Origin of the sequence: Actinobacillus capsulatus DSM 19761, from assembly GCF_000374285.1 — a bacterium.
GTDB classification, from domain to species: Bacteria; Pseudomonadota; Gammaproteobacteria; order Enterobacterales; family Pasteurellaceae; genus Actinobacillus; species Actinobacillus capsulatus.
Genome location: NZ_KB893951.1, coordinates 1 through 24,711 on the forward strand (window position 1 = coordinate 1; position 24,711 = coordinate 24,711).

Below are 24,711 nucleotides of genomic sequence, written 5' to 3' on the forward strand. Positions count from 1 at the left end.
AAACGTTGGGTTTTCACTGAGCTTAATCACTAATTTGCCGTTCTCTGTATCGACACGAACGTTCTTCGCACTTGCTGCTGCCGTATTCGCTAACTCACCCACAATCGATAATGTTTGGCTTAAGTTTTTGTGAATTACTCCGCTTACGTTGTTACCCACAAAGTTTAAGCCTGCATTAGTTAAATTAGTCGTTGCGTTAAATAACTGACCGCCATTTACCGCTTCTTTACTACCTGCTTCAACTTTGCCATCTTTTACATTGCTGATGGTGGTATTTGCTGCATCAATACCGTTTTTCGTCACACTAGGGCCATTATTAATGGTTACTCCATCATTATCGATCTTCGTATCACCTACCGTTACATTACTGAAAGTTGGCGTTTTGCTGGTTGCAATCTTAATGCCTTCATTATCTGCCGTTAGCACAATGTTATCACCCGTAATAAAGTTTGCCTTATTACTATCTTTAGTGATCGTTTTAACATCTGCACCATCAATTTGAGTTACGACTGTTTGTAATGCTGTATTAGCCGTTGTATTAGCCTGATTTGCAACGTTATTCGCTGTCGTAATATTGTTCTTAGCACTATTTGATAAATCAATTGTGTAATCAATCGTGTTTGTTGTACTGTTTACTTCAGAAGTTACATTCACTTCTGTTGAGCCTGCTTTAACTGTCGTATTCCATGCATCAATCGAATAAGTAGTACCTGTATTATTTACCTTGGTGTTTTTCCCATCTTGTAAATTTACTGTCGGTACAACATCTACGGCTAAATCATAGGTATTACTTGCTTGATCATAAGCCACTTTCACTGATTGATTAGTAGATTTAACCTTAGTCCGTCCACTATCAACATACTGTTTATTTGCGGCATCTGTATCATTTACAGGTGCTGCAACATTAGTCACAACATTACCACCCATATTGATATTGCCATTCGGCTTAACATTAAAGTTTTGGGTCGTTACTGTCGTAAATGTTGGCATAGCGCTTGTTGCAATTGAAATTTTATTGGCTGACTGAGTAATATTAATATTATCTCCAGCTTCAACCGTTACCGTTTCACCTAGTTGGATATTATCAACTAATGTTCCAGCAACATTACCTGAACCTACTTTTGCAGTTGTGATATTCCAACCTTTGTTAGCTGTTGCGTTCGCTGTATTTGCCGTATTGTTTGCAACATTAATTGCATCCGTCAAATTATTAGCTACGACATAAAGTTGTGAACCATTGATCGCATCTGTTGATGTTGCAGAAATTCTACCCGCTGCTACATTCTGAATTTGGCGTTTTTGATTACCATTACCTACAGATACAACTGAATGAGCTGTATTACCAGCAAAACCCGAGTAAATAATACCATTTACTGTCGCTGAGTCTGTATTAACAAATGCTTCCGTTGTTGTCCCAGAACCAAGCGCCACGGAATTATCTAATGTTGCAGTAGCATTATCACCAATTGCAACCGTTGCAGTATTTCTTGCTTTAGAATCAATACCGAATGCTACTGAACGATCGCCTGTTGCATTTGACGTATCACCTACGGCTGTTGCATAAGTACCAGTAGCATTTGAGCTTTCACCAATTGCAACTGAGCTTTTACCCGTTGCGTTTGAATCATTACCGATTGCAACCGCACTATCTGCTGTTGCAGTTGCACCAACACCCACAGCTAATGCGCTTGTCGCATTCGCAATAGAATCTGAACCTAATGCAACAGTATTCTGTGCTGATGCCGTAGAGTTATAACCCAATGCAGTTGATTCATTTCCGGTTGCTGATGCTTTCGGACCCGCCGCCATGGCATTTGAAGCGACTGCACCTTTATTATCTTTATTTTCAGCGACGGTTGAGTTTACCGAATAGTATTCAATATCTGAGGCAGTACTTGCTGTATTTAATGCAGAAATGACTACATCATAAATACCCGTTGTACCATTTGCTTTTACTTCAACATTGGTATTGGCACCGGCTAAAAAGTTAACTTGATTGTTAAGTGTAACATTACCAACTTTTGCGCCGTTACCGATTACCCAACCTTCACTTAATTTATTTGCCACTGCATAAAGCTGTGAACCGTTAATAGCATCCGTTGAAGTTTCAGAAACTTTACCTGCTGCGACATTAATTAATTGACGTTCTGAATTTGCCTTACCAATACTTACAACACCATTCCCAGATAAACCTTTACCTGCAAAGTTGCCGTAGGTAACGCCATTAATTGTTGCTTCTGTTTCACTTGTTGCTGGGCGGTCTTCTGATTGCGAACCTAAAATTACACTATTTTCTTGAGTAGCATTTACATTCGTACCGAACACATATGTTTCTTGCTTAGCTACTTTATTGTTGCTACCAATCGCAACAGAATAACACGCCGTAACATTATTATTTGCACCAATTGCAATACTTGATACACCACTTGAATTAGCTCGCCAGCCGAATGCCATCGCTGAAGTAGCATTTGCAATAGCTTGATGACCAACTGCAATTGTATCCGCATTTAAAGACTTACTTTGATTACCTACTGCTATAGAGTTATCTTTTTCAGTTCTTGAATTTACGCCAAGAGCAAATGACGAACTACCCGTTGCATTCGCGTTATAACCAATAGCGGTAGAATTAGCTGCGCCTGATTTTGCAATCGTACCGATAGCAATAGAGTAATCACCTGATGAATCAGTATGGTCGGTAGAATAACTTGAAGCATAAGCTGTACCACCACGTCCATCAGGTGTCGCTGTTGCTGCAACATCCGCGCTACCAATTGCAATAGATTGTTTACCTTTAGATGTTGCTGATTGCCCCACAGCTAAACTTGATACACCATCAGCCCACGATGCCGTACCAATCGCCATTGCATAAGCCGATGTAGCTGCTGATTGACGCATCATTGACAATGAGTTAAAGCCCGATGCACGAGAAGCCGTACCTTGCGCCATTGCACCAGTACCACTCGCAATAGAAAAATGTCCTAACGCAGTAGATAATGGACCACTTGCTTTAGAATAATCACCGATTGCAATACCTGAAGCTAAATTTGAATAATTTGCAGCTAATGCTGAACTTTGATTGCCAATTGCAATACCTGTAGATTCAACATCTCCTCTGCGATCTGTGGGCGAATATAAGCCGCTTGCAGATGCACTGGCTGGATTATCGTAAGATAAGCTACCCGGATTGTTATAATTTACTGCTGCATCGCCACTCGTTGCTACAGCCGAGGCGCCAGCAATATTAGCACTACCAATTGCAACAGCAGCTTCTGCCATTGTAGGAATTAATGCACTACCTAATACAGCAGAACCTAGGGTTCCTAGTGCTAATAAATTCTTAGTATTTGTTCTTTCATCCGTAGATGACGATGATTTCCCTTTTGCTTTAGACAGCTCTGAAGTAACCACAAACGTCTGTGTTGTGTGGTTCCAGATGACTTTAAAAATTTTATTCATATTCTTTCCTTTTGATTTCTAAATTAAATAACAATTAATTCAAGATAGATGTGCGAGGACAACTAATAAACAACGCACTAATTACATACATTTGGGGTTTTCCAGACTAAAATTTCTTTATTTTAGCCCAGTTGATATATCTTAGTCCTCTGATCAGAAACTAATATATATTTTTTTACACACATACACTTATGTATAAGTCTTCTGTAATAAAATGTGGAATAAACTAAATTATTCTTTATTCATTTACCAACCCCCAAAAAAGACTAATCAATTATTTTAAAGTTCAAAAAAATTTTATTTTTAGCAAAAAATTTTTAATCATATTTCAAAAAAACTAAAAATAGTAAAATTTAAAAAACCTTTAATTTCAAAAAGAAATAAAGTTTATTTCAAACCATAATGGCCAATACAAATACAAAGCATTATCATTAATCACCAAGCACTCCAAACAACAAAAAAAGATAACAATTATCATTTAATTTAAATAAACACTTATTAGCAAAAAGCCGATTAAAGTCAGTAGGACTTTAATCGGCTTTAATTAAATAAATAATCAATTAAAATTAAAAAATACAATAGCTATTATGTTATTAAAAAAATAAAAACATTCAGACTCCAAATAAATAATATATATTATACTGACGCTATTTTGATAATTTCCTCACTAAGTGAAAATGGCATTTTACGAGGACCTCTTACAGCCGAAACTCCAAAACTCTGCAACAGGGCTTTCGGTAATAGCTCCTTACGGTAAACATTCAAGCATTTCAAGCGCATCACCTTTTCAATACGTAAATCTGTTCTCTCTGATTTATATGGCAAATTGACTTCTAATGCCTCACATTTACATCTAATAGCAGCGGTTGGGGCGGTAACATAAATATATACTATATCGCCTACCGCAATATTATTGCTCTGTTTCCATAATAATTCTGCGCCAACCTCAAGTACTTGCTCCACATCATAGTATTTCGGATTTGCTGGAACAATCCATTCTATACGGCTTCTGATTCCTAATTTTTGCTTACGTTGTCGGGTAGCAGTGAGATCAAAACTACCATTTAATAAGAATACGATTGTTTCTTTATCTACCGAGCCATCTAGTAATATACCCAGCCAATTAGCTTTATTCATATGATAAGCCGGAAAAAAGCCCGGCTGAGTTAAAAATGAATTTAAGAGATTTGGGTGGCATTTGACATTCATCACTGGAACCGTTTGCTCTCCTGCTAAACCGAAAACAGACCTCGCTACTTCCATTAAAATAGCATACCATTTTCGATTATCCGGATGACGTAATACCGCATAGGTTGGATGTTTTTTCCATAAAAATTCCGGTTCTGTACCATACTGTTGTAATGCATATAGCAATATCTCATCCCGAAAATTTAGTCTTTTATCTTGCATACATTTCCCTTCTTATTCAAAAAGACAAGCGGTAAGATTTTATCTACTTTTGCATTTGCAAAAAAATCTCAAAATCTTACCGCTTGTTTAGTTACTCATTCTTTTCATGCACAATCACCGGCTCAAATTCTGTTTTTTTAAGAAAGTTTTGCTCTCTAAAATTAACCGGAAAATGACAGGCAAATTCATGCTGTTTAAATTTACGCAATGCTGGTTTTTGAATACATTTCTTCTGTGCAAACGGACAACGAGGCCCTAATCGACAACCTATCGGCATATTCTGCAACATAGGCACGGTGCCTTTTAAAGTATTTAAGTGGCTTTTAAAGGCGAGCGGCTGTGAAAAATCCGGAATACTATTCAATAAGACCGATGTATAAGGATGATAAGGCGATTCCATAATCGTCTCTTTATTACCTATTTCCACCGTTTGACCACAGTATAATACATTAAAAGAATCCACCCACTTATGAATGCTACGAATATCATTCGCTACCAGTAAAATTGAAGTACCAAGGTTTTTATTCATACTGGAGAGTAAACGATAGATTTGTAATTGCGTGGTCGGCTCAAGCGTGTGAGTAGGCTCATCCGCTACCAGTAAACGAGGCTGATTTGCCACTGCCATCGCGATAATTACTTTCTGAGCTTCACCTTCTGTAATATCAAACGGATAGCTCTGCATAATGGTTTTATGATCTCGAATCCCTACTCGATGTAGCAATTCAATCGCCTTTTTATTTTTCCAGCCAAACCACTGCCACCATTTTCCCTTAAAGTTAATCGTTTGAATTAATTGCTCACCAATTCTTCGACTTGGATCTAGACTAGAAAGCGGATCTTGGAAAATCATTGAAATTTGTTCACCTACTACTTTTCGGCGCTGTGTCGGAGAAAGCTTCAACAATTCCACATCACTAAAACGAAAGCGGTCTGCCGTAACAATCCACTCATCTTTCATCACGCCACAAATCACTTTGGCAATCAAGCTTTTACCTGAGCCGGACTCCCCTACTAAACCACAAATTTCGCCTTCATCAAGGGTAAGATTTACATTATCAACCATTTTTACTCGCCCATTCGGCGTATCAATTTCGATACTTAAATGACGAATATCTAATAAAGTCATAATTTATTCCAATTCACTAATAACGGTATTTCTCTAGCACACGGCAGATACCGTTACCCAACATACTAATAATTAAAATCACCAATATTGTTGCCATCCCCGGCAAAATAACGGTCCAAGGTGCTAAATAAATTAATTCCAGAGAATCTCTGATCATCGTCCCCCACTCCGGGGTCGAGTTTTGCGCCCCTAGTCCAATAAAACTCAGCGCACTAATATCTAATACCGCAATCATAAAAATATGAGCGGACTCCTTCACTGCCACTAAGGTTAAATTGGGTAGAACAACCTCTTTAATCAGATCCCAACGCGAAGCACCGTCTAAACGTAGCGTAATCACATACTCTCGTTTTAGCTCCTGTTCTGTCGCTTGATAAATTTTATGGATAAAATGCGGAAGCATTGCTAATGAAATTGCTAACATCGCATTGATTAAATTAGCTTCCATTAACGTTGCTATAATAATCGCAATAATCAAAATTGGGATAAATAAGAAAGTATCAAACAGATGCCCAACAAAGGAAAATGACTTGCGACTCGTACCGGCAAGTACGCCGATAATGCCGCCAATAAGACCTATAGCAATACTAATAATCAGTGCGGAACCGACCGTATAGTAAAAACCATATAGTATACGGCTGAAAATATCACGCCCTAAATCGTCCGTGCCGAAGAAATGGCTAATTTGTCCTCTATTATCCCATGACGGGGGCATTAATTCCAAACCGACAAATTGCGTATCCGCTTGATAAGGTGCTATTGCATGGCCAAAAAAAACTAACAACAATAGTGCCATAAAAAGATATACACTGGTTAAAGCTAATTTATCTTTGCGTAGCTGAAATAGAAACTGTCTAAAGTAATCCGATTCTCTGAACTGTTCCGGTTCTTCTCTATTTAACATACCAATCCTTTTTCTGTTAAGGGTTTAACACGGTTGTAATCACGCCCACCAGAAGATCCATAACAAGAACAAACAATCCTATTGCCATTACACCTGCCGAGATTGCATTATAATCTTGTGCCGAAAGCGCATTAATCAGCCATAGCCCAATGCCATCCCAACTGAAAATATTTTCAATTAGCATAGAAAACGCAAAAATTAAGGTGAAATTTTTCGCACTCATCGGCATAAGCGCCGGCAGCGTATTATGCAAAATATGCGTACGCCAAATTTTGAATGGTGACCATCCTCGAGTTTGTGCCACTTTAATATAATTTTGCTTCATCACATATTCAGCTCGCTGTCGGGTAAAACGAATCATTTCCAAGGTTGCCGGAATAGATAAAATTAAAGCCGGTAATGCCAAATGATGTAATACACTTTGCATCATTTTTAATTTATATGGTGAGTCTGCTAAAAAGATATCCAATAAACGAAAGCCGGTAACCGGTGAAATTTCATAAATAGGATGTAATTCTCCCACTGCCGAAATCGCCCATTGGTTACTTGAAGCATAATAAAGCACAACTATCGCTAACCAATACATTGGAAGCGCTAAACTTAATGAGCCAAGTGTCGCAAGCACTTTACCGGATAAATGATCTTGAAAAGCAGCAGAAAATAACCCTAATGGCAATCCGATAATTAAAGAAACCAATGATGCAGCAATACATAGAGATATTGTCGCAGGAAATACGTTCAAGATTTGATCGGCAATCGCTTCACCATTATTATAACTAATGCCAAGATCGCCTTGTATAAGTCCTTTTACATAGCTCAAATAAGCTTCTACACCTTGTAAATCCATAAAATGATTAAGCGGATCTCTTAACAAAATGTTATAACTGATTAATGTTAAGATAAACAAGGTAATTAAGGTTAAAAATAAACGACGAATTAACGCTAATAACACGGCTATTTCTCTTCATGTTTTAATTTTAAATCTGCCAAACGAACCTGACCAAACGGTGTAACCTGCGCATTCTCAACTCGAGAATTCACCAGTAAAACACGGTTACCATTGACTAACGGTAAGATCGGTAATTGCTGTTCTAGAATAATTTGTGCTAAGCGATACAACAAATGACGTACATAAGGTTGCTCGCTTCCTTTGGCCATTTCTAGCCAACGGTCAAATTCCGGATTACACCAATTTGCTAAGTTCGTCAGTTCATTTTGAGAACGACACGCTAAGATTGGCGTAAGAAAAGCATTCGGGTCAAGATTATTCGCTAACCAACCGGTTAAAATCATATCGTAGTCAGCCTTGCCTGCTTCAGCAGATTGCGCAACATAGACTCGACTAACCGGTTTTATCTCCACCTCAATGCCAATCTTGGCTAAATCCGCACGGATCAATTCCGCCATTTTTTGCGGATGTAAATTATAAACTCGGCTTTCATCCAGCACCCAAAGCTGCAAATGGTCAAATTTCTCGCTATTTCCACCAGTTCTTTTAGCTTGTTGGTAAGGGTAACCGCCATAATTTTTTGTTGGATACAAAAGCAGCGGTAAAGTATTTTGGGCAACCTGCGCCGAGCCATAAAAAAGCACATCGGCAATTCGCTCTCGATTAATCACCTGTGCGATCTTACGTCGAAATTGTATATCTTGCATTCTAGGCTTCTGCGTATTAAATGCTAAAAAAGCCAAATTAGCCCCTGAAGTTTCAACAATTTCCTCTTTAGCTACGGCAGAAAGTTGACTAGGTTCGGGCAATGCCACCACATCACATTCACGATTAAGGTATTTAGCAATTCGCCCAGCGCTATTGGTCGAAACGTCTACCACCATATTCGGTATATACGCTTTTTTACCCCAATATTTATTATGCGGTTTTAAACGAACGTATTCGTTGGCAACATAATCGTTCAACTGATATACCCCGGTTCCCACCGGTAATAAATCAAGTTGCGCTAAGTTTTCATCAGCGTTTAATTGCAATGCGTATTCTTTCGATAAAATCACCGCATATTGACTGGCTAAATGAGCTAACACGGAATTATCCGCTTCCACTAAATGGATCTTAACCGTGTAATCATTCGGCGCCGTGATTTTTTTGATTTTATTTTTTAGCGCCACGCTTTCAAAATAAGGATAATGCGCTAAATTCGCTTTAAATTGATAGGCATAGTGTTGATTTTGCTGGAACGCTGCTCTTCCCCCTTCAGTAAAATCTAATGCGGGTAATTCTTCGACATAGCCAATAATACGGTTAAGAGAGAAAACCACATCTTCCGCATTAAAATTACGGGTCGGCGTAAACCATGAGGTGGTATGAAACGCAACTTTACGGCGTAAGTGTAATGTGATCACCTTTCCGTCATCACTAACGCTAAATCGCTCTGCCAGTGCCGGTTTAAGAGAATTCGATTTTATATCAAACTCAAATAATTTATCGTAAATTTGTTCGGTAACAACATTCATATTGGTACCGATATCTGCTTTTTGCGGATTGAAGGAAAAACCTAGTACACCGGTACAATATACAAGGCTTTCATTACGCAATTCTTTAGGGATCCTTGGTGCGGCGAAAGCGGCTGAATTTAATCCGAAAATTGCAAAAATCATCCCTAATTTTACCACTTTACCGATAAAAGCTTTCATAATATTTACACCTTGTTACTTACTGATACCGTAGGCTCGCAATTTATTCGCCACCGCCGTATGCGAAATCCCCAAACGTTGTGCAAGCTTTCGCGTACTTGGATATTGCGCATAAAACTTGCGTAATAATGTCGCTTCAAAGCGGTTAACTAATTCTTCTAATGTTTCACCGTTATCCGCAATTTGAATATCATCCGATTTCGGTTGATGATGCGGTAAATTGAGATCCTTTACCGCTAAACGATAACTATGTGCAAGGGTACAAGCTCGATAAATTGCGTTATATAACTCACGTAGATTGCCTGGCCAGTGATAATCTTTTAACGCCTGTAAAAAATCGTTATCGTACTCTAATTTGCTAATGCCTAATCGTTCGCTGACTTGCGTAATAAAACGATCCGCCAAAAGCGGAATATCCGCATGACGCTCACGTAACGGCGGCAAATCTAAGGTCAGAACATTCAAGCGATGATATAAATCTTCTCTTACTTTTCCTTCCGCCACTAATAACGAAAGCGCCTTCTGTGAAGTACAGATCACACGAACATCAACATGAATCTCTTTATCTTCCCCAACTCGGCGAAACGATCCGTCATTCAAGAAACGCAGCAATTTTGCTTGCATTTCGAGTGATAACTCTGCAATCGAGTCCAATAACACCGTTCCGCCATTGGCATACTCAAAAAAACCGATATTTTCTTTACCGTTTCCACGATGACCGAACATTTCGGTTTCCGCTTCATCTGCTGGTAATCCCGCACAATTGACCGCAATAAACTTATGCGCTCTGCGGGCACTGAGCTCATGGCACGCTTTGGCTAACACATCTTTACCGGTACCGGTTTCACCTTGAATTAATAAAGGCGCATCTAGCAATGCAAATTTCTTCGCTTGAGCAAGCACGGCTTGCATATTTTCACTTTCCGCGATCAAATGGGAAAAGCTTGCGGTATTTTCGGTAAATTCAGCCTTAGTCACCCCTGCAAGCGGTCTAATTTCAGCTAAAATTTGCACCTGTTGCTGATCTGATAACAAATCAAACTTAGCTTGCATTCCTGATTCTGTAAATGTGATATTTTGAATAGATTGATTTTGTTTAGCCGAAAAATGCATCAACGCTTCGGCAACCGTTAGTTTTTCTGTACATTCAATCAATAATTGCATAAGAAACTCGCCTTGTATCCACTAGGGTTAACAAATAATTGTGCGTAATCATACTCTGAAAAAGCTTTTTTGGAAACTTTTGTTTACAAATCGTTTCAGAAAAATTCAGTGCATTTTTATTTACTTTATATCAACAATCCCCTACACTTTTATGAACTTCACTTCATGACAAACGCCAAAAATGAGTGATTTAGTTTACAAATTTTTAATAAGGGATCTTTTATGTACTTAGAACAAATTAAAGCAGAACTACAAGAAGCGGCTGACGTACTCGATAAATTTATGAATGATGAAAATAACATTAAACTCATTCAAGAAGCAGCACTTTTAATCTCAAATAGCTTTAAGCAAGGTGGTAAAGTGTTGTCTTGCGGTAATGGCGGTTCACATTGTGATGCAATGCATTTTGCAGAAGAGCTAACCGGCCGCTACCGTGAAAATCGCCCGAGTTACCCAGCTATCGCAATTTCGGATGTAAGCCACTTAAGCTGTGTAAGTAACGATTTCGGTTATGAATATGTATTTTCTCGTTATTTAGAAGCGGTAGGCCAAAAAGGCGATGTATTATTTGGCTTATCAACTTCCGGCAATTCTAAAAACGTACTTAATGCGATCAAAGTTGCAAAAGAAAAAGGTATGAAAGTGATTGCGATGACGGGCAAAGACGGTGGTCAAATGGCAGGTTTAGCGGATGTTGAAATTCGTGTTCCGCACTTCCGTTATGCTGACCGCACTCAAGAAATTCATATTAAAGTCATTCATATTTTAATGATGTTAATTGAATTCGAAATGGCAAAAGAAGCTTAATTTCAATACTTAAAAAGGCGTTCAAATGAACGCCTTTTCTCTTGTGACAAGCGGTTAAATTTCGCTATTTTTTTACAAACCGCTTGCGTTGAATATCATTATGTTACTTAAGATCGTCTTTCTCAATCATTTTATAAGGTACTCTTAATACACGATCTTTTAGTTGCCATGAAGTTCCTTCATTTGCTTTCCTCCCTTTTGCTAAATTCGCACTAAAGCTAAGAATCGCTTGACTTTGGCTCACCCAGTCATTTTGAATTGTACCGGCTAACGCTCCCATTTTAATTAAATTTAATGCGGCAGGGATTCCATCAATACCATAAATAGGGATGAGTTTTCCCTGCGCTGCGGCAGCTTCCAATGCGCCAATAGCCATAGCATCATTATTCGCAACAATTACCTCAATTTTTTCTTTATGCGGTGTCGCAAGCCATGCATTCACTTTTTCTTTTGCCTGGCTAGTTTGCCATTGTGCCGACTCTAACGCTAGCATTTGCGAACCGGGAATTAGTTGTTCTAATTGTTGCGATACCACCCTGGTTCGTAATTCTGCATCGGGATGTCCATTTTCCCCTTTTAATACCGCATATTGAATTTTACCGTCTTTATTCAAATCATATTGAGGGTTGCCTTTCCACTGTTTGGCTATCATTTCCGCTTGTAATTTTGCTATTTCACTCGGATCTGAACCGATATAATAGACCTTATCATAGCTATCTAGCGCCTGACGCCCCGGATCTTTATTGAATAAAATAATCGGTACATTACGATCTATCGCTTTCCCAATAACCGTACGCCAAGCATTCTGATCCACTAAATTTACTGCCAAAACTTTCACTTTCTGTTCAAGCAATGTTTCAATCTGGTTGTTTTGCACAAATTGTGAATTTTGCGCATCGTTCATTAATACGGAAAGCTGATGTTTATTCGCATTTTTTTCTAATTCACCGCGCATCAAATGAATAAAATTATCGTCATAGCGATAAAGCGTTACCCCGATCTTATCTTGAGCCATACCGGTATTTGCCACACTGATGCTTAAACTTGCAATTAAAGAATAAACCATTACATTTTTCATAATATGCTCCCCGTATTTTAATTTACAGCATTTTATGCCACTTAAAACTTGATTTGATACTACACCGATTAGTATAGAAATAATGTGAGCTAGTTCACAAAACATGTAATTTAATCGTTTGCGTTGTACAAAAACGCCAGAAAATAGCAACAAAAAAGCGGTGTAATTTGCAAAAAATTTTGTAAATTACACCGCTTAATTTTGATTATTTAAATTATTTTGCTGACTTTCTCGACAATAAAATTAATACGAACATCATTGCACCTGTTGCCGTAAAACCAAATAATGCCGATTCAGTGAAACCAACCACTAAGTAACCAACAATAGCTGCCACCGCAACTAATAATGCATAAGGTAACTGCGAGGTAACATGGTCAATATGATTACACTGCGCACCTGTTGAAGATAAGATAGTCGTATCTGAAATTGGTGAGCAGTGATCACCACAAACCGCACCCGCCATCACCGCTGACATACATGGAATTAGTAAACCGGTATCCACATTGATTGCCATACCTGCCGCAATCGGTAACATAATACCGAATGTTCCCCAACTGGTTCCTGTTGCGAATGCCATCACTGTGGCTAATACAAATAAAATCGCTGGTAAAAATGCCGGATCAATATTGCCTGCTACTAATGTAGAAAGGTAATCACCGATGTGCATATCTTTTACAACACTACTAATTAACCATGCAAGCGCTAAAATTGCGATTGCACCAAACATTGATTTACAGCCGCTCCAAATCGCTTTTGGGTAATCTGCCACATTAATCAAACCTAATGTGCATAATATTACCGCCAGAACACCAGCAGAGCCGCCAATCACCAACGAAAGATTTACATTCGTGTTTTCAAATGCACCCAATAAACTAAACGTTTCTAATGCTTGCGCACCGGTATAAATCATTGATGAAACAGTTGTCACCAACAATACCAAAATCGGAATAATTAATGCATAAGCTCTGCCGTTAGTTTCTACCACTTCGTCTTGCGCATGATGTTCTGAAGCTTGAGCTGAACGCTCAAAACGAGCCATTGAGCCAATATCAAATGAACTATAGGAAACAAAAAAGACTAATAATAATGCAAAAATCGCATAAAAGTTCATAGCACTCATTGAGATAAAGGCACTCATTGCCGTATATTCGCTGATATTGTAAGTAACTAATAAACCACCAATAGTTGCAATAATCGAAGCCCCCCAACTTGATACCGGCATTAATACACACATTGGCGCTGCCGTTGAATCTAAAATATAAGCAAGCTTTGCACGAGACACTTTAAATTTATCAGTTACAGGGCGAGCGATTGCACCAACAGCTAAGCTATGGAAATAATCATCAATAAAAGTAACAAATACTAAACAAGCCGTCAGTAATTTTGCGCCTCGTCTATCTTTAATATGTTTTCTCGCCCAATTTGCAAAAGCTTGATTACTGCCCGAATAAGTAAGTAATGAAGTAAATATACCTAATAAAAGTAAGAAAATAATAATTTGTAATTTACCTAATGACCATTCACCATCCGAATAAACTAAACCGACAACGATATTCTTTAAATAAAAGAAACCATCAATAAATTCCGGTGCAAGCATAAATGCGCCGACTAAAATCCCCACACCTAAAGAAAATAAAACTTTACGAGTAGTGATAGCTAAAATTAGCGCAAGTGCCGCCGGTACAATCGACCATATAGAACTTGAATAATCAACTAAATTCATAAAACCTCTAAAAATATAACTTTGTAATGAAATTGCAAGTCAAACAAAGAAGAGGATCTACTGAAACGAGTTATGCGAATTGCATAATATAAAAGGTGGGCAATATGAATAAGAAAAATATGAACCAACCCTAACAGTAGCACTCCGTAACAGTTGATGTTACGACAGTGTCGTTCCTTTCGGTAACGACCCCAACCAATTAAGATGACGCTTAATTGATTTCGGCAAATACGCCTTTCCTTCTTCCTCATCGTTTTCCACTCAGAAAAAATACTTATCGGATTTGCACCTCTACAATTTGCAGGACTCCGTAAGATTACCTTAATATTGAATGCTTGCCAATAGCTAAATTCAACTATTTAGGTAAGATTAATAGTTAAATCATTCAAATAGAGGTCTTATCTCAAGCAATTAGATTATATTCAATAAATTATTTGTTTACCTTAAAAATATATTCCGCTAATATATGTTCAATTCTAGAGTGTCTCTTCTTTCTAGAATTCACACTATAACTAAATTATTATTATTTTAATATGGTCTTTATTTGGAGATGAAAATGTCTGATATCTTAAAAACGTTATCAAATATTCGCAGCTTGCGTGTAATTGCACGTGAAACTTCATTAGAACAATTAGAATCTTTATTAGAAAAAGTTTCTATTGTTGTTGAAGAAAAACGTCAAGTTGTACGCGCGCAAGAGCTTGAACACGCTAAATTTATGGAAGGTCTAAACAAGTACAAAGAATTACTTGAGAAAGACGGCATTTCTGCTGAAGAGTTAGCTGTTTTACTCGGTAGCGTGTCTGAGCGTAAAAAACGTGAGCCACGTCCGCCTCGCCCTGCAAAATATAAATTTATTGATGAAAACGGTAATGAAAAAACTTGGACTGGTCAAGGTCGTACACCAAGTCCAATCCAAAAAGCATTAAATGCGGGCAAATTGTTAGAAGATTTTGCTATCTAATCAAATTTCATTATCATAGGGGGCTATTCAGCTCCCCTATTTTTTACCTAAAAGTAAGTATTTATTCGAATAAGCTTTCGCTTTGAACCATATTTCGAAACATTTACAAGAAATTATTATCTCATTTATTAAGATAAATATTATTTTTACTTAATAAATTAAATATACATTTAATTAGTAACACTCCTCTCTTACTATTTATAAAGTATCCAATAATATTTACCCCCCAAATTATAAATTCCCCTCATTGTCTTATGTATGCCGACCACCTCAGCCTCACAGTCACCTCCTTTGAGGTATTTTTAAAAATAATGTTAATTTTTGTGATTTTTTGTTGATTTATTTTTAAGCAATTAAGCAACAAAAGTGTGATCCTGGTCATAATTTGAAACAAACCTACTATTCTTTTACAAAAACTCACATAAAATGCATACACTCAAAAAGTTAACATTTTTTTAACTTATAACATCATTATCGCTCTGCGAGGTTTTTATGGCTCTTTTCCTTAGTATATTCCCTATTGTTTTACTTATTTACTTAATGGTAAAACGTAATGCATTACCATCATATGTTGCCCTCCCTTGGGTTGCCGTGGTAGTTTTAATTATTCATCTTTTATTCTTCGCGACAGATATTACTGTTATCAGTGCAAATATCGCCTCAGCGATAATGTCGGTATTAACCCCTATTACCGTTATTTTTGGTGCAATTTTATTTAATCGCTTCTCTGAAGCATCAGGTGTAACAAATACATTACGTAAATGGTTAGGTACGATTAACCCGAATCCGGTTGCACAACTTATGATTATCGGTTGGGCATTTGCATTTATGATTGAAGGTGCGAGTGGTTTCGGTACGCCAGCAGCGATTGCAGCACCAATCCTTGTAGGCTTAGGCTTTAACCCAATTAAAGTCGCAATTTTGGCATTAATTATGAACTCTGTGCCGGTATCATTCGGTGCAGTAGGTACACCAACTTGGTTTGGTTTCGGCTCACTCAATTTAGCTGAAACACAAATTCTTGAAATCGGTTCAATGACTGCACTTATTCACGCTTTTGCAGCGTTAGTGATTCCAGTCATGGCATTAAGCTTTATCGTAAGTTGGAAAGAAATTCGTCAAAATATCATCTTTATTTACTTAAGCGTATTTGCTTGCGTAGTACCATATTTCTTACTTGCACAAGTAAACTATGAATTCCCCTCATTAGTTGGTGGTGCAATCGGTATGTTTATTTCAATTTTCCTTGCCAATAAAGGCGTAGGCTTAGCAAAAGTTAAAAATACTTTAGAAGGTTCTGTACCACTAAAAGAAGTGGCAAAAGCTCTACTTCCAACCGGTTTATTAATTGGTTTCCTAATTGTAACTCGTATCCAACAATTGCCATTCAAAGCAATGATGAACGACACAACAACGTGGTTCGCAACACAACTAGGTTCATTAGGTCAATTTGAAATCAGCCAAGGCTTAGTATTTAGCTTAAAAAATATTTTTGGTACGGCTGTAAATGCAAGCTATAAACTACTTTATGTGCCTGCACTGATTCCGTTTGTCGTAACCGTATTAATCTGCATTCCTCTATTTGCATTAAATGGTTCAAAAGTAAAAGAAGTGTTTGCCAGTAGTTTTAAACAAACTAAAAATCCATTTATCGCATTAATCGGTGCATTAATCATGGTTAACTTAATGTTAGTCGGTAATGACGGTTCAATGGTAAAAATTATCGGTAAAAGCTTTGCTGAAGCAACCGGTGAGTACTGGACAATCTTTGCTTCGTACTTAGGTGCGGTAGGTGCATTCTTCTCTGGTTCTAACACAGTATCTAACTTAACTTTCGGTAGCGTACAGTTATCAACGGCGGAAATTACCGGTTTATCAACTTCATTAGTACTTGCGTTACAATCTGTAGGTGGTGCAATGGGTAACATGGTATGTATTAATAATATCGTTGCGGTTAACTCAGTATTGAATATTCAAAATCAAGAAGGCGCAATCCTTAAGAAAACCGTAGTACCAATGTTTATCTATGGTGTTATTGCAGCCATTGTTGCATTAACAATTATTCCACTATTCTTTAACGTTTAACATTAAAGTCGTAGAGTAAAAACTTAGCAAGGCGTGTTACACTATGCCTTGCCCAAGCGGTTAAATTTAACCTATTTTTTACAAATTATTAATTAAAAGGAAGTCCAACGACTTCCTTTTGTCATTTATAGCTGTCTAAATACGATTATTTCTTATTTTTATTTAAGTGGGAGTTCTTTATGAACGTAAATTTCTATGTCACCTGTATTGCAGATATCGTCAAAGCAGGTGTAGCAAAAAACAGTGTATTATTACTTGAAAAACTTGGCTGTGATGTCATTTTCTTAGAAAAACAAGGCTGCTGCGGGCAACCTGCAATTAACAGCGGTTATGCAAAAGAAGCGATTAGTGGTATGAAAACATTGGTAGAAACCTTTGAAGTCAATGACTACCCTATCGTAGCACCAGCCGGTTCTTGTGTTTATGCCATTAAGAACTATCCTGAATATTTCAATCGCTTCGGCGAAACAGAATGGGCAAAACGCGCTGAAAAAGTTGCGGCTCGTTTCTATGATCTGACCGATTTTATCGTGAACATTTTAAAAGTAGAAAACGTTGGCGCTCGTCTTACCGGTAAAGCTGTTTACCACCCTTCTTGCAGCTTAACTCGCAAACTTGGTGTTGTGAATGAGCCTCTTACGCTTCTACAAAATGTGAAAGGTTTAGAACTTCTTCCTATCCATAACCAACAAACTTGCTGCGGTTTCGGCGGTACATTCTCGGTAAAAATGGCTGAAATTTCAGGTGAAATGGTAACAGAAAAAGTAGTAAATATTACCGAAGTAGAACCTGAATATTTAGTGGGTGCAGATGTTAGCTGCTTAATGAACATTGCCGGTCGTTTAAGCCGTGAAGGTAAAAACGTAAAAGTTATGCATATTGCAGAAGTCTTAATGCAAGAATAAAAGGGGAATTACCAATGTCACATTTACAAACAAGTACACTCCCGTTTAAACAACGTGTTGAACAACAAGTACATAATGAAGTCATGCGTAAAGCAGTCGTAAAAGCACAAGAAACGATCGGTGCTAACCGCCAAAAGATGGTAGATGAATTAGGTCACTGGGAAGAATGGCGTGAACTATCAAAACAATTCCGTAATCACGTGCTTGCAAATCTAGACGCATATTTATATCAATTAAGCGAGAAAGTAACACAAAATGGCGGTAAAGTATTCTTCGCAGAAACGGCGAAAGAAGCAAGTGAGTATATCTGCCAAGTTGCACTTGAGAAGAAAGCGAAAACTATCGTTAAATCAAAATCAATGGTAACTGAAGAAATCGGTTTAAACCACGTATTAGAAGCAGAAGGCATGAAAGTGGTTGAAACCGACTTAGGTGAATATTTATTACAAATCGTAGGTGACAAACCTTCACATATCGTTGTACCTGCGATCCACAAAGATCGTTATCGTATCCGTAAAGAATTACATGAAATATTAGGCTATGAAGGTACTGAACAGCCAGAAGAAATGAATGCTTTCGTGCGTAAAACGTTACGTAAAGACTTCTTAGAAGCTGACATCGGTATCTCGGGTTGTAACTTTGCCGTACCAGAAACCGGCTCTGTGTGCTTAGTGACCAATGAAGGTAACTTACGTTTAGCGACAACCTTACCAAAAACGCACATTGCGGTAATGGGTATGGAACGTTTAGCACCAACCTTCAAAGAAGTCGATGTGCTGATGACTATGCTTTGCCGTAGTGCGGTAGGCGCAAAACTGACTGCATATAACACTTGGTTAACCGGCCCTCGCCTTGAAGGCGAAACGGATGGCCCAGAAGATTTCCACCTTGTTATCGTAGATAATGGCCGTTCAAAAATCTTAGAAAGCGAATTCCAAGAAGTTTTACGTTGTATCCGTTGTGGTGCGTGTCTAAATACCTGTCCGGCTTACCGCCAAATCGGTGGTCATGGCTACGGTTCTATCTATCCGGGGCCAATCGGTGCGGTTATTTCACCACTATTAGGCGGATACGATGAGTTTAAAGAATTACCTTACGCTTGTTCATTATGTACTGCGTGTAACAGTGTGTGTCCGGTGAAAATTCCTTTAGCGCAATTAATTCTCAAACATCGTGAGAAAATTGCAGATGCAGGCTTAACACCGCTTACAGAGCGTCTTTCAATTAAAGGCTTCACTTTTGCCAACTCAAATCCGGGTATTTGGAATATGGGTGTGAAAGTAGGTGCTAAAGTTGCCGGTAAATTTATTCGAAACGGCAAAGCACCGATTAATGTTGGCGCCTTAGCGGAATGGACCAAAGCACGTGATTTACCAAGTGCTGAGGGCGAAAGCTTCCGTGAATGGTTTGCAAATCGTAAATAATTTAACTTAAACCACTTAACATAGAGCATAATTAGGTAAACAAGCGGTTATTTTTAATCAAAAATTTGCAAAAAATAAGAGAAATTACACCGCTTGTTCTTCCTATCATAGCTAATGTGGTCAACACAGGACAGAGCAATGGACTTACAAAATCGTGAAAACTTTTTAAATAAATTGGCGCAACGTATGGGCAGAGAACGTAAACTCGTTCCGGATCAAATGGAGACGCCAGTAAACGATCACCCAACAACCCGTTTAACGCACCTTTCTCAACAAGAGCTTTGTGACGAGTTTATGAATTTCGCGAAGGTGTTATTGGTGGATGTGGTTGAAACTAAAGAAGCAGATGTCGCACAGGCTGTATTAGATGTTTGTGAAAAATACGGTGGAGGAAGCATCGTGTTAAATCATGATACTCGCTTAGAAAGCTTAGGCATTACCGAAGCGGTGAAAGCAAAATTTGATAGCTATGTGTGGGATTTCTCTAACCGTGAAGCGAATATTTCTCACGCAGAAAAAGCGAATATCGGTATCGTACACGGCGAATACGGCTTAGCGGAATCCGGCGGTATCGTGTTATTTGCCAGCAGAGATAACGGTCGTTCAACTAGCCTTTTACCTACAATTTCTATCGTTATCGTGCGTAAAAGTGCCGTGTTACCGCGTGTAGCGCAACTTGCACAACTTCTGCACCAAAAAGCGCAAACCGGTGAACGTATACCATCTTGTGTGAATATTATTTCGGGTCCAAGTGCAACCGCTGATATTGAGTTAATTAAAGTGGTCGGTGTACACGGTCCGGTATCAAAAATCTATGTTGTCATTGATGACTTAACATAAAATAACAAGCGGTCTATTTCTGCAATTTTTTTACAAAATTAGACCGCTTGTTTTTCTTATCAATTTGTGCAAATAAGCTAGGACTTGATCTCTCGTGAGGCGACTCGTTCAAGTGTTTCAGGCTGGGTTCCCACCAGAAAGTCCCATATCATTCCCAAGCGAGCAAAAAACTCTCTAATGCGTACTTTTATATGTCCTTCCGGATATTTAGCCGCAAAACACACTGCATCAATATGGTGATATTTCGCAATAAATAACGCCCTTTCACAATGGAATTGTTGAGTCACAATCACAAATGGCTCCAACTGGTAAACTTCGCGCGCACGAACAATAGAATCTAATGTGCGATAACCAGCAAAGTCCTGCTTAATCAGCTCTTTTTGAACCCCCATTCTGCGCAAATCATTCTGCATTACCTTAGGTTCATTATAGTAAGGGGTTTTATTATCGCCGCTGACCAATAAATTCTTAACCTTACCACGCTTTAACAACGCTATCGCCGCTTCTAAACGATATTTATAATACAAATTCGGAGAGCCTTTAGAGTAATATTTCGATGTTCCTAATACCACCGCATCATTGTATTTCGGTAATTTATCAATATCAGTATAAATACGCTCTTTAACATAAAACCCGGTTACGCCATCAATTACTAAAATGAACAATGTCAAAAAGACACTAACCCAAGCTATACAGACAATACTCTTTACACAAAAGTGCCCAAACCTTTTACAAAAAGGCGACTTTTCAGTTTCTGTTGCGCTATGTTGTTGGGTTAATTCCATTTTTCTACATATTCAATCATAAGGCTCATCAATATACTCGTTTGAAAGCAGACAAATTTTTCAAACAAATGTTCAAGTTATTAGCATAACCTAGCAAGTTAAAATTGCAAGTATAACCTCTCTCAGAATTCTAGACGTTTAGACGTCTAAAACTTCTTGACAAATGCATTATCTATCGCTACCTTACGTATATTAGAGACGTTTAGACGTCTAAAAACAATAATGACAAGCGGTCTAATATCTACCCTAATTTGCAAACCTTAGGAATATCAATGGCTCATAGCATTACTCTCTTTCAAGATTCCCCCTTAACTCTCGCACTTGGCGGTGAATTATCACCTATCGAGGTCGCTTATCAAACTTACGGAAAGCTGAATACAGACAAAAGCAATGCCGTATTACTTTGTCACGCTTTAACCGGTGATGCGGAGCCTTATAAAAATGTACCGGAACAAGGCTGGTGGCAAGATTTTATCGGTGCCGGTTTAGCCTTTGATACGGATCGTTATTTCTTTATCTGTTCAAACGTATTAGGTGGTTGTAAAGGAACAACTGGGCCTTCCTCGATCAACCCGCAAACCAATAAACCTTATGGTAGCTTGTTTCCGGTGATTACGGTACAAGATATCGTCCATGTACAAAAAGCCTTATTAGATGCGTTAGGCATTTATCATTTACACGCAGTAGTAGGTGGATCATTCGGCGGTATGCAAGCAACACAATGGAGCATTACATATCCAGACTCGGTAAATAATATTATTAATCTTTGTTCTTCACTTACTTTCAGTGCGGAAGCGATCGGCTTTAACCATGTGATGCGCCAAGCGATCATTAATGATCCCAACTTTAACAATGGGGACTACTATGAAGGCTTACCGCCGGATAACGGCTTGAAAATTGCACGAATGCTTGGGATGCTCACCTATCGTACTGATGTGCAACTTGCTCGAGCATTCGGGCGAGAAACCAAACAACAAAGCGAAATTTGGGGAGACTACTTCCAAGTAGAATCCTATTTGAGCTATCAAGGGGTAAAATTTTTAGACCGATTTGATGCTAATAGCTATTTACGGTTATTACGCGCGCTTGATTTATATGATCCTGCCCTTGGTTATACGAATGAACAGGAAGCACTGCAACGCATTAAAGCGAAATATACGTTAGTCGGTGTTACCAGTGATCAGCTCTTTAAACCGATTGATTTACATAAAAGTAAGCAACGCCTTGAAAGTGCTGGCGTACAAGTAGATTATTACGAATTCCACTCAAACTTTGGACATGATGCTTTTTTAGTGGATTATGCGTTCTTTGAACCAATGCTCAAAAAAGGATTAGCCGGCTAAAAGCAATTCACACATCTTTCATTATCCTATCTTATAGAGGGATTTTCTTGTCCCTCTTCATTTCATAAACAACATTAGCGCCCTGTTCTACATTGCTTTTATTAAATATGCTGATTTTTTACATATTTAGTTGCCAATTTTTAGCTATTTACATATAAATTTAGCTATAATAACCAATATTTTCATTCTAAGAGAAACGATTATGGCTACCATTAAAGATGTTGCTAAATTAGCGGGTGTATCGACAACGACTGTCTCTCACGTAATTAATAAAACCCGTTTTGTAGCGGAAGATACCAGTAAAGCAGTTTGGGATGCTGTTCAACAGTTAAACTATTCTCCAAGTGCAGTTGCCCGCAGCTTAAAAGTGAATACCACTAAATCCATCGGGATGATTATCACTACCAGTGAAGCGCCTTATTTTGCGGAAATTGTGCTAGCGGTAGAAGATTACTGCTATCAACAAGGCTATTCGCTGTTCTTATGTAATACACAAAATGAGCCGGAAAAAATCCAAAACCATTTGGATATGTTAATCAAAAAACGTGTGGATGGCGTATTAGTTATGTGCTCGGAATATACCCGTGACTCGCTTGAGCTATTCAACGGCACCAATATTCCAATGGTAGTTATGGACTGGGGTAAAACCGATGAGAAAAGTGATGTTATTTTAGATAACAGCTTTGAAGGCGGTTACCTTGCAACTCGTCATTTAATTGAAAACGGTCATACCGAGATTGGTGTGATTGCAGGCCAACTCACAAAGACTACCGCTAAAGAGCGTTATGACGGTTTCGTAAAAGCAATGCAAGAAGCAAACTTACCGATTCGTCAAGAGTGGGTGCTTGAAGGTGATTTCGAACCTGAAGGTGGTTTTGAGCAAATGAATAACTTACTTCGCTTAGATAAATTGCCAACCGCAGTCTTCTGTTTTAGTGATACAATTGCACTTGGTGCAATCTCTGCATTAAGCGAAAAAGGTTTAACCGTGCCACAGGATATATCTATTATTGGCTATGATAATATTCATTCGTCACGTTTTTATTCGCCACCGTTAACAACGATTCACCAATCAAAATCTCGTTTAGGCGTAAAAGCATTAAACTTATTGTTGGAACGAATTAAGGCAGATAAATCACAATATCAACCACAAACTATTGAATTCCACCCGGAATTAGTTTTACGTCGTTCCGTTCGTAATTTAAATAAATAAAATCAATTAAAAAAAGGAGTTGTATGCACATGGAATTTTTAATTAGCTTTTTCAGTAGCTACGGTTACTGGGCTGTATTTTTAGTTCTCCTTGCGTGCGGATTTGGCGTACCGATTCCGGAAGATATCACTTTAGTCTCCGGCGGCGTTATTTCAGGCTTAGGTTATACCAATGTACATTGGATGCTGGTTATCAGTATGTTAGGTGTACTGGTCGGTGATAGTACGATGTATTGGCTCGGACGTATTTATGGTGAAAAAATTCGTCAATTTTCATTAATTCGTAATATTGTGACCGAAGAACGTTACCAAATGGTACAGGAACGTTTTGAAAAACAAGGCAATCGCCTATTGTTTCTCGCCCGTTTCTTACCTGGGTTACGCGCGGTAGTTTATCTCGTATCGGGTATTACTCATCGAGTAAGTTTTACTCGTTTTGTGCTGGTTGACTTCTGTGCAGCAATTATTTCCGTGCCGATTTGGGTTTACTTAGGCGATTACGGCGCACAAAATCTTGATTGGCTACACGAACAGATTAAAAATGGCCAATACACTATTTTTGCAGGCTTAAGCGTGATTGCAATCTATGTAGGTTGGAAATGGCATAAAGGCCGTAAAAAGAAACAAGTTTAGTTTGATTAGAAAAGACCGCTTGCATGATCTGCCCCATAAATTTGGACAGTTCATAAATTAGCTAAGATATTGGGCTCTGTATTGTACAGGGCTCAAATTTTTTAAGCTTGGTTTTATCCGTTTCTCATTATAGTAACGAATATGTTTATGCAATGCCTGTTCTAATTCATCAACTGTTGCAAATTGATGTCCATAAAAACATT

The 24,711-nt window shown here is 38.2% G+C and carries 20 protein-coding genes and 1 riboswitch; of the genes, 9 read left to right on the forward strand and 11 right to left on the reverse strand.

The genetic code is table 11. The features are described 5' to 3' along the window. The 7 genes from C228_RS0112280 to C228_RS0112310 form a co-directional block, all read right to left on the reverse strand. Positions 1–3,456 (reverse strand): ESPR-type extended signal peptide-containing protein (locus C228_RS0112280; RefSeq protein ID WP_018652898.1); only part of this gene is annotated, 3,456 nt, incomplete at its 3' end. A 636-nt stretch (positions 3,457–4,092) separates the two neighbouring features. Then, positions 4,093–4,866, reverse strand: coding sequence for an MmcQ/YjbR family DNA-binding protein (locus tag C228_RS0112285; RefSeq protein ID WP_018652899.1), 774 nt, complete (start codon positions 4,864–4,866; stop codon positions 4,093–4,095). A 91-nt stretch (positions 4,867–4,957) separates the two neighbouring features. Then, positions 4,958–5,995 (reverse strand): peptide ABC transporter ATP-binding protein, encoded by a 1,038-nt coding sequence (locus C228_RS0112290; protein ID WP_018652900.1) that lies wholly within the window; start codon positions 5,993–5,995, stop codon positions 4,958–4,960. A gap of 16 nt (positions 5,996–6,011) precedes the next feature. Next, positions 6,012–6,899, reverse strand: a complete 888-nt coding sequence (locus C228_RS0112295) for an ABC transporter permease subunit (RefSeq protein WP_018652901.1) — start codon at positions 6,897–6,899, stop codon at positions 6,012–6,014. Between the two features lie 16 nt (positions 6,900–6,915). Beyond that, on the reverse strand, positions 6,916–7,851 hold the full coding sequence (locus C228_RS0112300; RefSeq protein ID WP_018652902.1) for an ABC transporter permease: 936 nt from the start codon (positions 7,849–7,851) through the stop codon (positions 6,916–6,918). Positions 7,852–7,853: 2 nt separating this feature from the next. Next, positions 7,854–9,545, reverse strand: coding sequence for an ABC transporter substrate-binding protein (locus tag C228_RS0112305; protein ID WP_018652903.1), 1,692 nt, complete (start codon positions 9,543–9,545; stop codon positions 7,854–7,856). A gap of 15 nt (positions 9,546–9,560) precedes the next feature. Continuing rightward, positions 9,561–10,709 carry a sigma 54-interacting transcriptional regulator gene (locus C228_RS0112310; RefSeq protein WP_018652904.1) on the reverse strand — a complete coding sequence of 383 codons (1,149 nt, stop codon included), beginning with the start codon at positions 10,707–10,709 and terminating at the stop codon, positions 9,561–9,563. A 222-nt stretch (positions 10,710–10,931) separates the two neighbouring features. Here C228_RS0112310 and lpcA point away from each other — a divergent pair, with 222 nt between their 5' ends. Next, a complete protein-coding gene (gene lpcA, locus C228_RS0112315; RefSeq protein ID WP_018652905.1) occupies positions 10,932–11,516 on the forward strand; it encodes a D-sedoheptulose 7-phosphate isomerase in 585 nt (194 codons plus the stop codon). 103 nt (positions 11,517–11,619) lie between these two features. Here lpcA and C228_RS0112320 read toward each other — a convergent pair whose 3' ends face one another. Both C228_RS0112320 and C228_RS0112325 read right to left on the reverse strand, forming a co-directional pair. Continuing rightward, the gene (locus tag C228_RS0112320) at positions 11,620–12,594 is read right to left on the reverse strand and encodes a substrate-binding domain-containing protein (RefSeq protein ID WP_018652906.1); all 975 of its coding nucleotides are present in this window, start codon (positions 12,592–12,594) and stop codon (positions 11,620–11,622) included. 214 nt (positions 12,595–12,808) lie between these two features. Further along, positions 12,809–14,317 carry a Na+/H+ antiporter NhaC family protein gene (locus C228_RS0112325; RefSeq protein ID WP_018652907.1) on the reverse strand — a complete coding sequence of 503 codons (1,509 nt, stop codon included), beginning with the start codon at positions 14,315–14,317 and terminating at the stop codon, positions 12,809–12,811. Positions 14,318–14,446: 129 nt separating this feature from the next. Continuing rightward, a riboswitch (Lysine riboswitch) is annotated at positions 14,447–14,619 on the reverse strand. A gap of 254 nt (positions 14,620–14,873) precedes the next feature. Here C228_RS0112325 and C228_RS0112330 point away from each other — a divergent pair. The 5 genes from C228_RS0112330 to C228_RS0112350 all read left to right on the forward strand — a co-directional run bounded on the left by C228_RS0112330 (position 14,874) and on the right by C228_RS0112350 (position 20,535). Further along, the gene (locus C228_RS0112330) at positions 14,874–15,281 is read left to right on the forward strand and encodes an H-NS family histone-like protein (RefSeq protein ID WP_018652908.1); all 408 of its coding nucleotides are present in this window, start codon (positions 14,874–14,876) and stop codon (positions 15,279–15,281) included. Between the two features lie 492 nt (positions 15,282–15,773). After that, positions 15,774–17,366 carry an L-lactate permease gene (locus tag C228_RS0112335; RefSeq protein WP_018652909.1) on the forward strand — a complete coding sequence of 531 codons (1,593 nt, stop codon included), beginning with the start codon at positions 15,774–15,776 and terminating at the stop codon, positions 17,364–17,366. Positions 17,367–17,545: 179 nt separating this feature from the next. Further along, the gene (locus tag C228_RS0112340; protein ID WP_018652910.1) at positions 17,546–18,271 is read left to right on the forward strand and encodes a (Fe-S)-binding protein; all 726 of its coding nucleotides are present in this window, start codon (positions 17,546–17,548) and stop codon (positions 18,269–18,271) included. A 14-nt stretch (positions 18,272–18,285) separates the two neighbouring features. Then, on the forward strand, positions 18,286–19,695 hold the full coding sequence (locus tag C228_RS0112345; protein WP_018652911.1) for a LutB/LldF family L-lactate oxidation iron-sulfur protein: 1,410 nt from the start codon (positions 18,286–18,288) through the stop codon (positions 19,693–19,695). 138 nt (positions 19,696–19,833) lie between these two features. Continuing rightward, a complete protein-coding gene (locus C228_RS0112350; RefSeq protein WP_018652912.1) occupies positions 19,834–20,535 on the forward strand; it encodes a LutC/YkgG family protein in 702 nt (233 codons plus the stop codon). Positions 20,536–20,612: 77 nt separating this feature from the next. Here C228_RS0112350 and C228_RS0112355 read toward each other — a convergent pair whose 3' ends face one another. Continuing rightward, on the reverse strand, positions 20,613–21,320 hold the full coding sequence (locus C228_RS0112355; protein WP_026313300.1) for a SanA/YdcF family protein: 708 nt from the start codon (positions 21,318–21,320) through the stop codon (positions 20,613–20,615). 272 nt (positions 21,321–21,592) lie between these two features. Here C228_RS0112355 and metX point away from each other — a divergent pair, with 272 nt between their 5' ends. The 3 genes from metX to C228_RS0112370 all read left to right on the forward strand — a co-directional run bounded on the left by metX (position 21,593) and on the right by C228_RS0112370 (position 24,508). Then, complete coding sequence (gene metX / locus C228_RS0112360; protein ID WP_018652914.1) at positions 21,593–22,663, forward strand: homoserine O-acetyltransferase MetX; 1,071 nt, start codon at positions 21,593–21,595, stop codon at positions 22,661–22,663. Between the two features lie 202 nt (positions 22,664–22,865). Continuing rightward, entirely contained in the window at positions 22,866–23,876 is a 1,011-nt protein-coding gene (gene purR, locus C228_RS0112365) for an HTH-type transcriptional repressor PurR (protein WP_018652915.1), read from the forward strand. Positions 23,877–23,905: 29 nt separating this feature from the next. After that, positions 23,906–24,508, forward strand: a complete 603-nt coding sequence (locus tag C228_RS0112370; RefSeq protein ID WP_026313301.1) for a DedA family protein — start codon at positions 23,906–23,908, stop codon at positions 24,506–24,508. A 57-nt stretch (positions 24,509–24,565) separates the two neighbouring features. Here C228_RS0112370 and C228_RS15215 read toward each other — a convergent pair. Beyond that, positions 24,566–24,711: IS3 family transposase (locus C228_RS15215; RefSeq protein WP_155877790.1), on the reverse strand; the 146-nt coding region annotated here is incomplete at its 5' end.

What these genes read in the sequence shown, in the direction of transcription:
- C228_RS0112285 (WP_018652899.1), bottom strand. Translation starts at nt 4,866, where the DNA reads ATGCAAGATAAAAGACTAAATTTTCGGGATGAGATATTGCTATATGCA.
- C228_RS0112290 (WP_018652900.1), bottom strand. Translation starts at nt 5,995, where the DNA reads ATGACTTTATTAGATATTCGTCATTTAAGTATCGAAATTGATACGCCG.
- C228_RS0112295 (WP_018652901.1), bottom strand. Translation starts at nt 6,899, where the DNA reads ATGTTAAATAGAGAAGAACCGGAACAGTTCAGAGAATCGGATTACTTT.
- C228_RS0112305 (WP_018652903.1), bottom strand. Translation starts at nt 9,545, where the DNA reads ATGAAAGCTTTTATCGGTAAAGTGGTAAAATTAGGGATGATTTTTGCA.
- C228_RS0112310 (WP_018652904.1), bottom strand. Translation starts at nt 10,709, where the DNA reads ATGCAATTATTGATTGAATGTACAGAAAAACTAACGGTTGCCGAAGCG.
- lpcA (WP_018652905.1), top strand. Translation starts at nt 10,932, where the DNA reads ATGTACTTAGAACAAATTAAAGCAGAACTACAAGAAGCGGCTGACGTA.
- C228_RS0112320 (WP_018652906.1), bottom strand. Translation starts at nt 12,594, where the DNA reads ATGAAAAATGTAATGGTTTATTCTTTAATTGCAAGTTTAAGCATCAGT.
- C228_RS0112325 (WP_018652907.1), bottom strand. Translation starts at nt 14,317, where the DNA reads ATGAATTTAGTTGATTATTCAAGTTCTATATGGTCGATTGTACCGGCG.
- C228_RS0112330 (WP_018652908.1), top strand. Translation starts at nt 14,874, where the DNA reads ATGTCTGATATCTTAAAAACGTTATCAAATATTCGCAGCTTGCGTGTA.
- C228_RS0112335 (WP_018652909.1), top strand. Translation starts at nt 15,774, where the DNA reads ATGGCTCTTTTCCTTAGTATATTCCCTATTGTTTTACTTATTTACTTA.
- C228_RS0112340 (WP_018652910.1), top strand. Translation starts at nt 17,546, where the DNA reads ATGAACGTAAATTTCTATGTCACCTGTATTGCAGATATCGTCAAAGCA.
- C228_RS0112345 (WP_018652911.1), top strand. Translation starts at nt 18,286, where the DNA reads ATGTCACATTTACAAACAAGTACACTCCCGTTTAAACAACGTGTTGAA.
- C228_RS0112350 (WP_018652912.1), top strand. Translation starts at nt 19,834, where the DNA reads ATGGACTTACAAAATCGTGAAAACTTTTTAAATAAATTGGCGCAACGT.
- C228_RS0112355 (WP_026313300.1), bottom strand. Translation starts at nt 21,320, where the DNA reads ATGGAATTAACCCAACAACATAGCGCAACAGAAACTGAAAAGTCGCCT.
- metX (WP_018652914.1), top strand. Translation starts at nt 21,593, where the DNA reads ATGGCTCATAGCATTACTCTCTTTCAAGATTCCCCCTTAACTCTCGCA.
- purR (WP_018652915.1), top strand. Translation starts at nt 22,866, where the DNA reads ATGGCTACCATTAAAGATGTTGCTAAATTAGCGGGTGTATCGACAACG.
- C228_RS0112370 (WP_026313301.1), top strand. Translation starts at nt 23,906, where the DNA reads ATGGAATTTTTAATTAGCTTTTTCAGTAGCTACGGTTACTGGGCTGTA.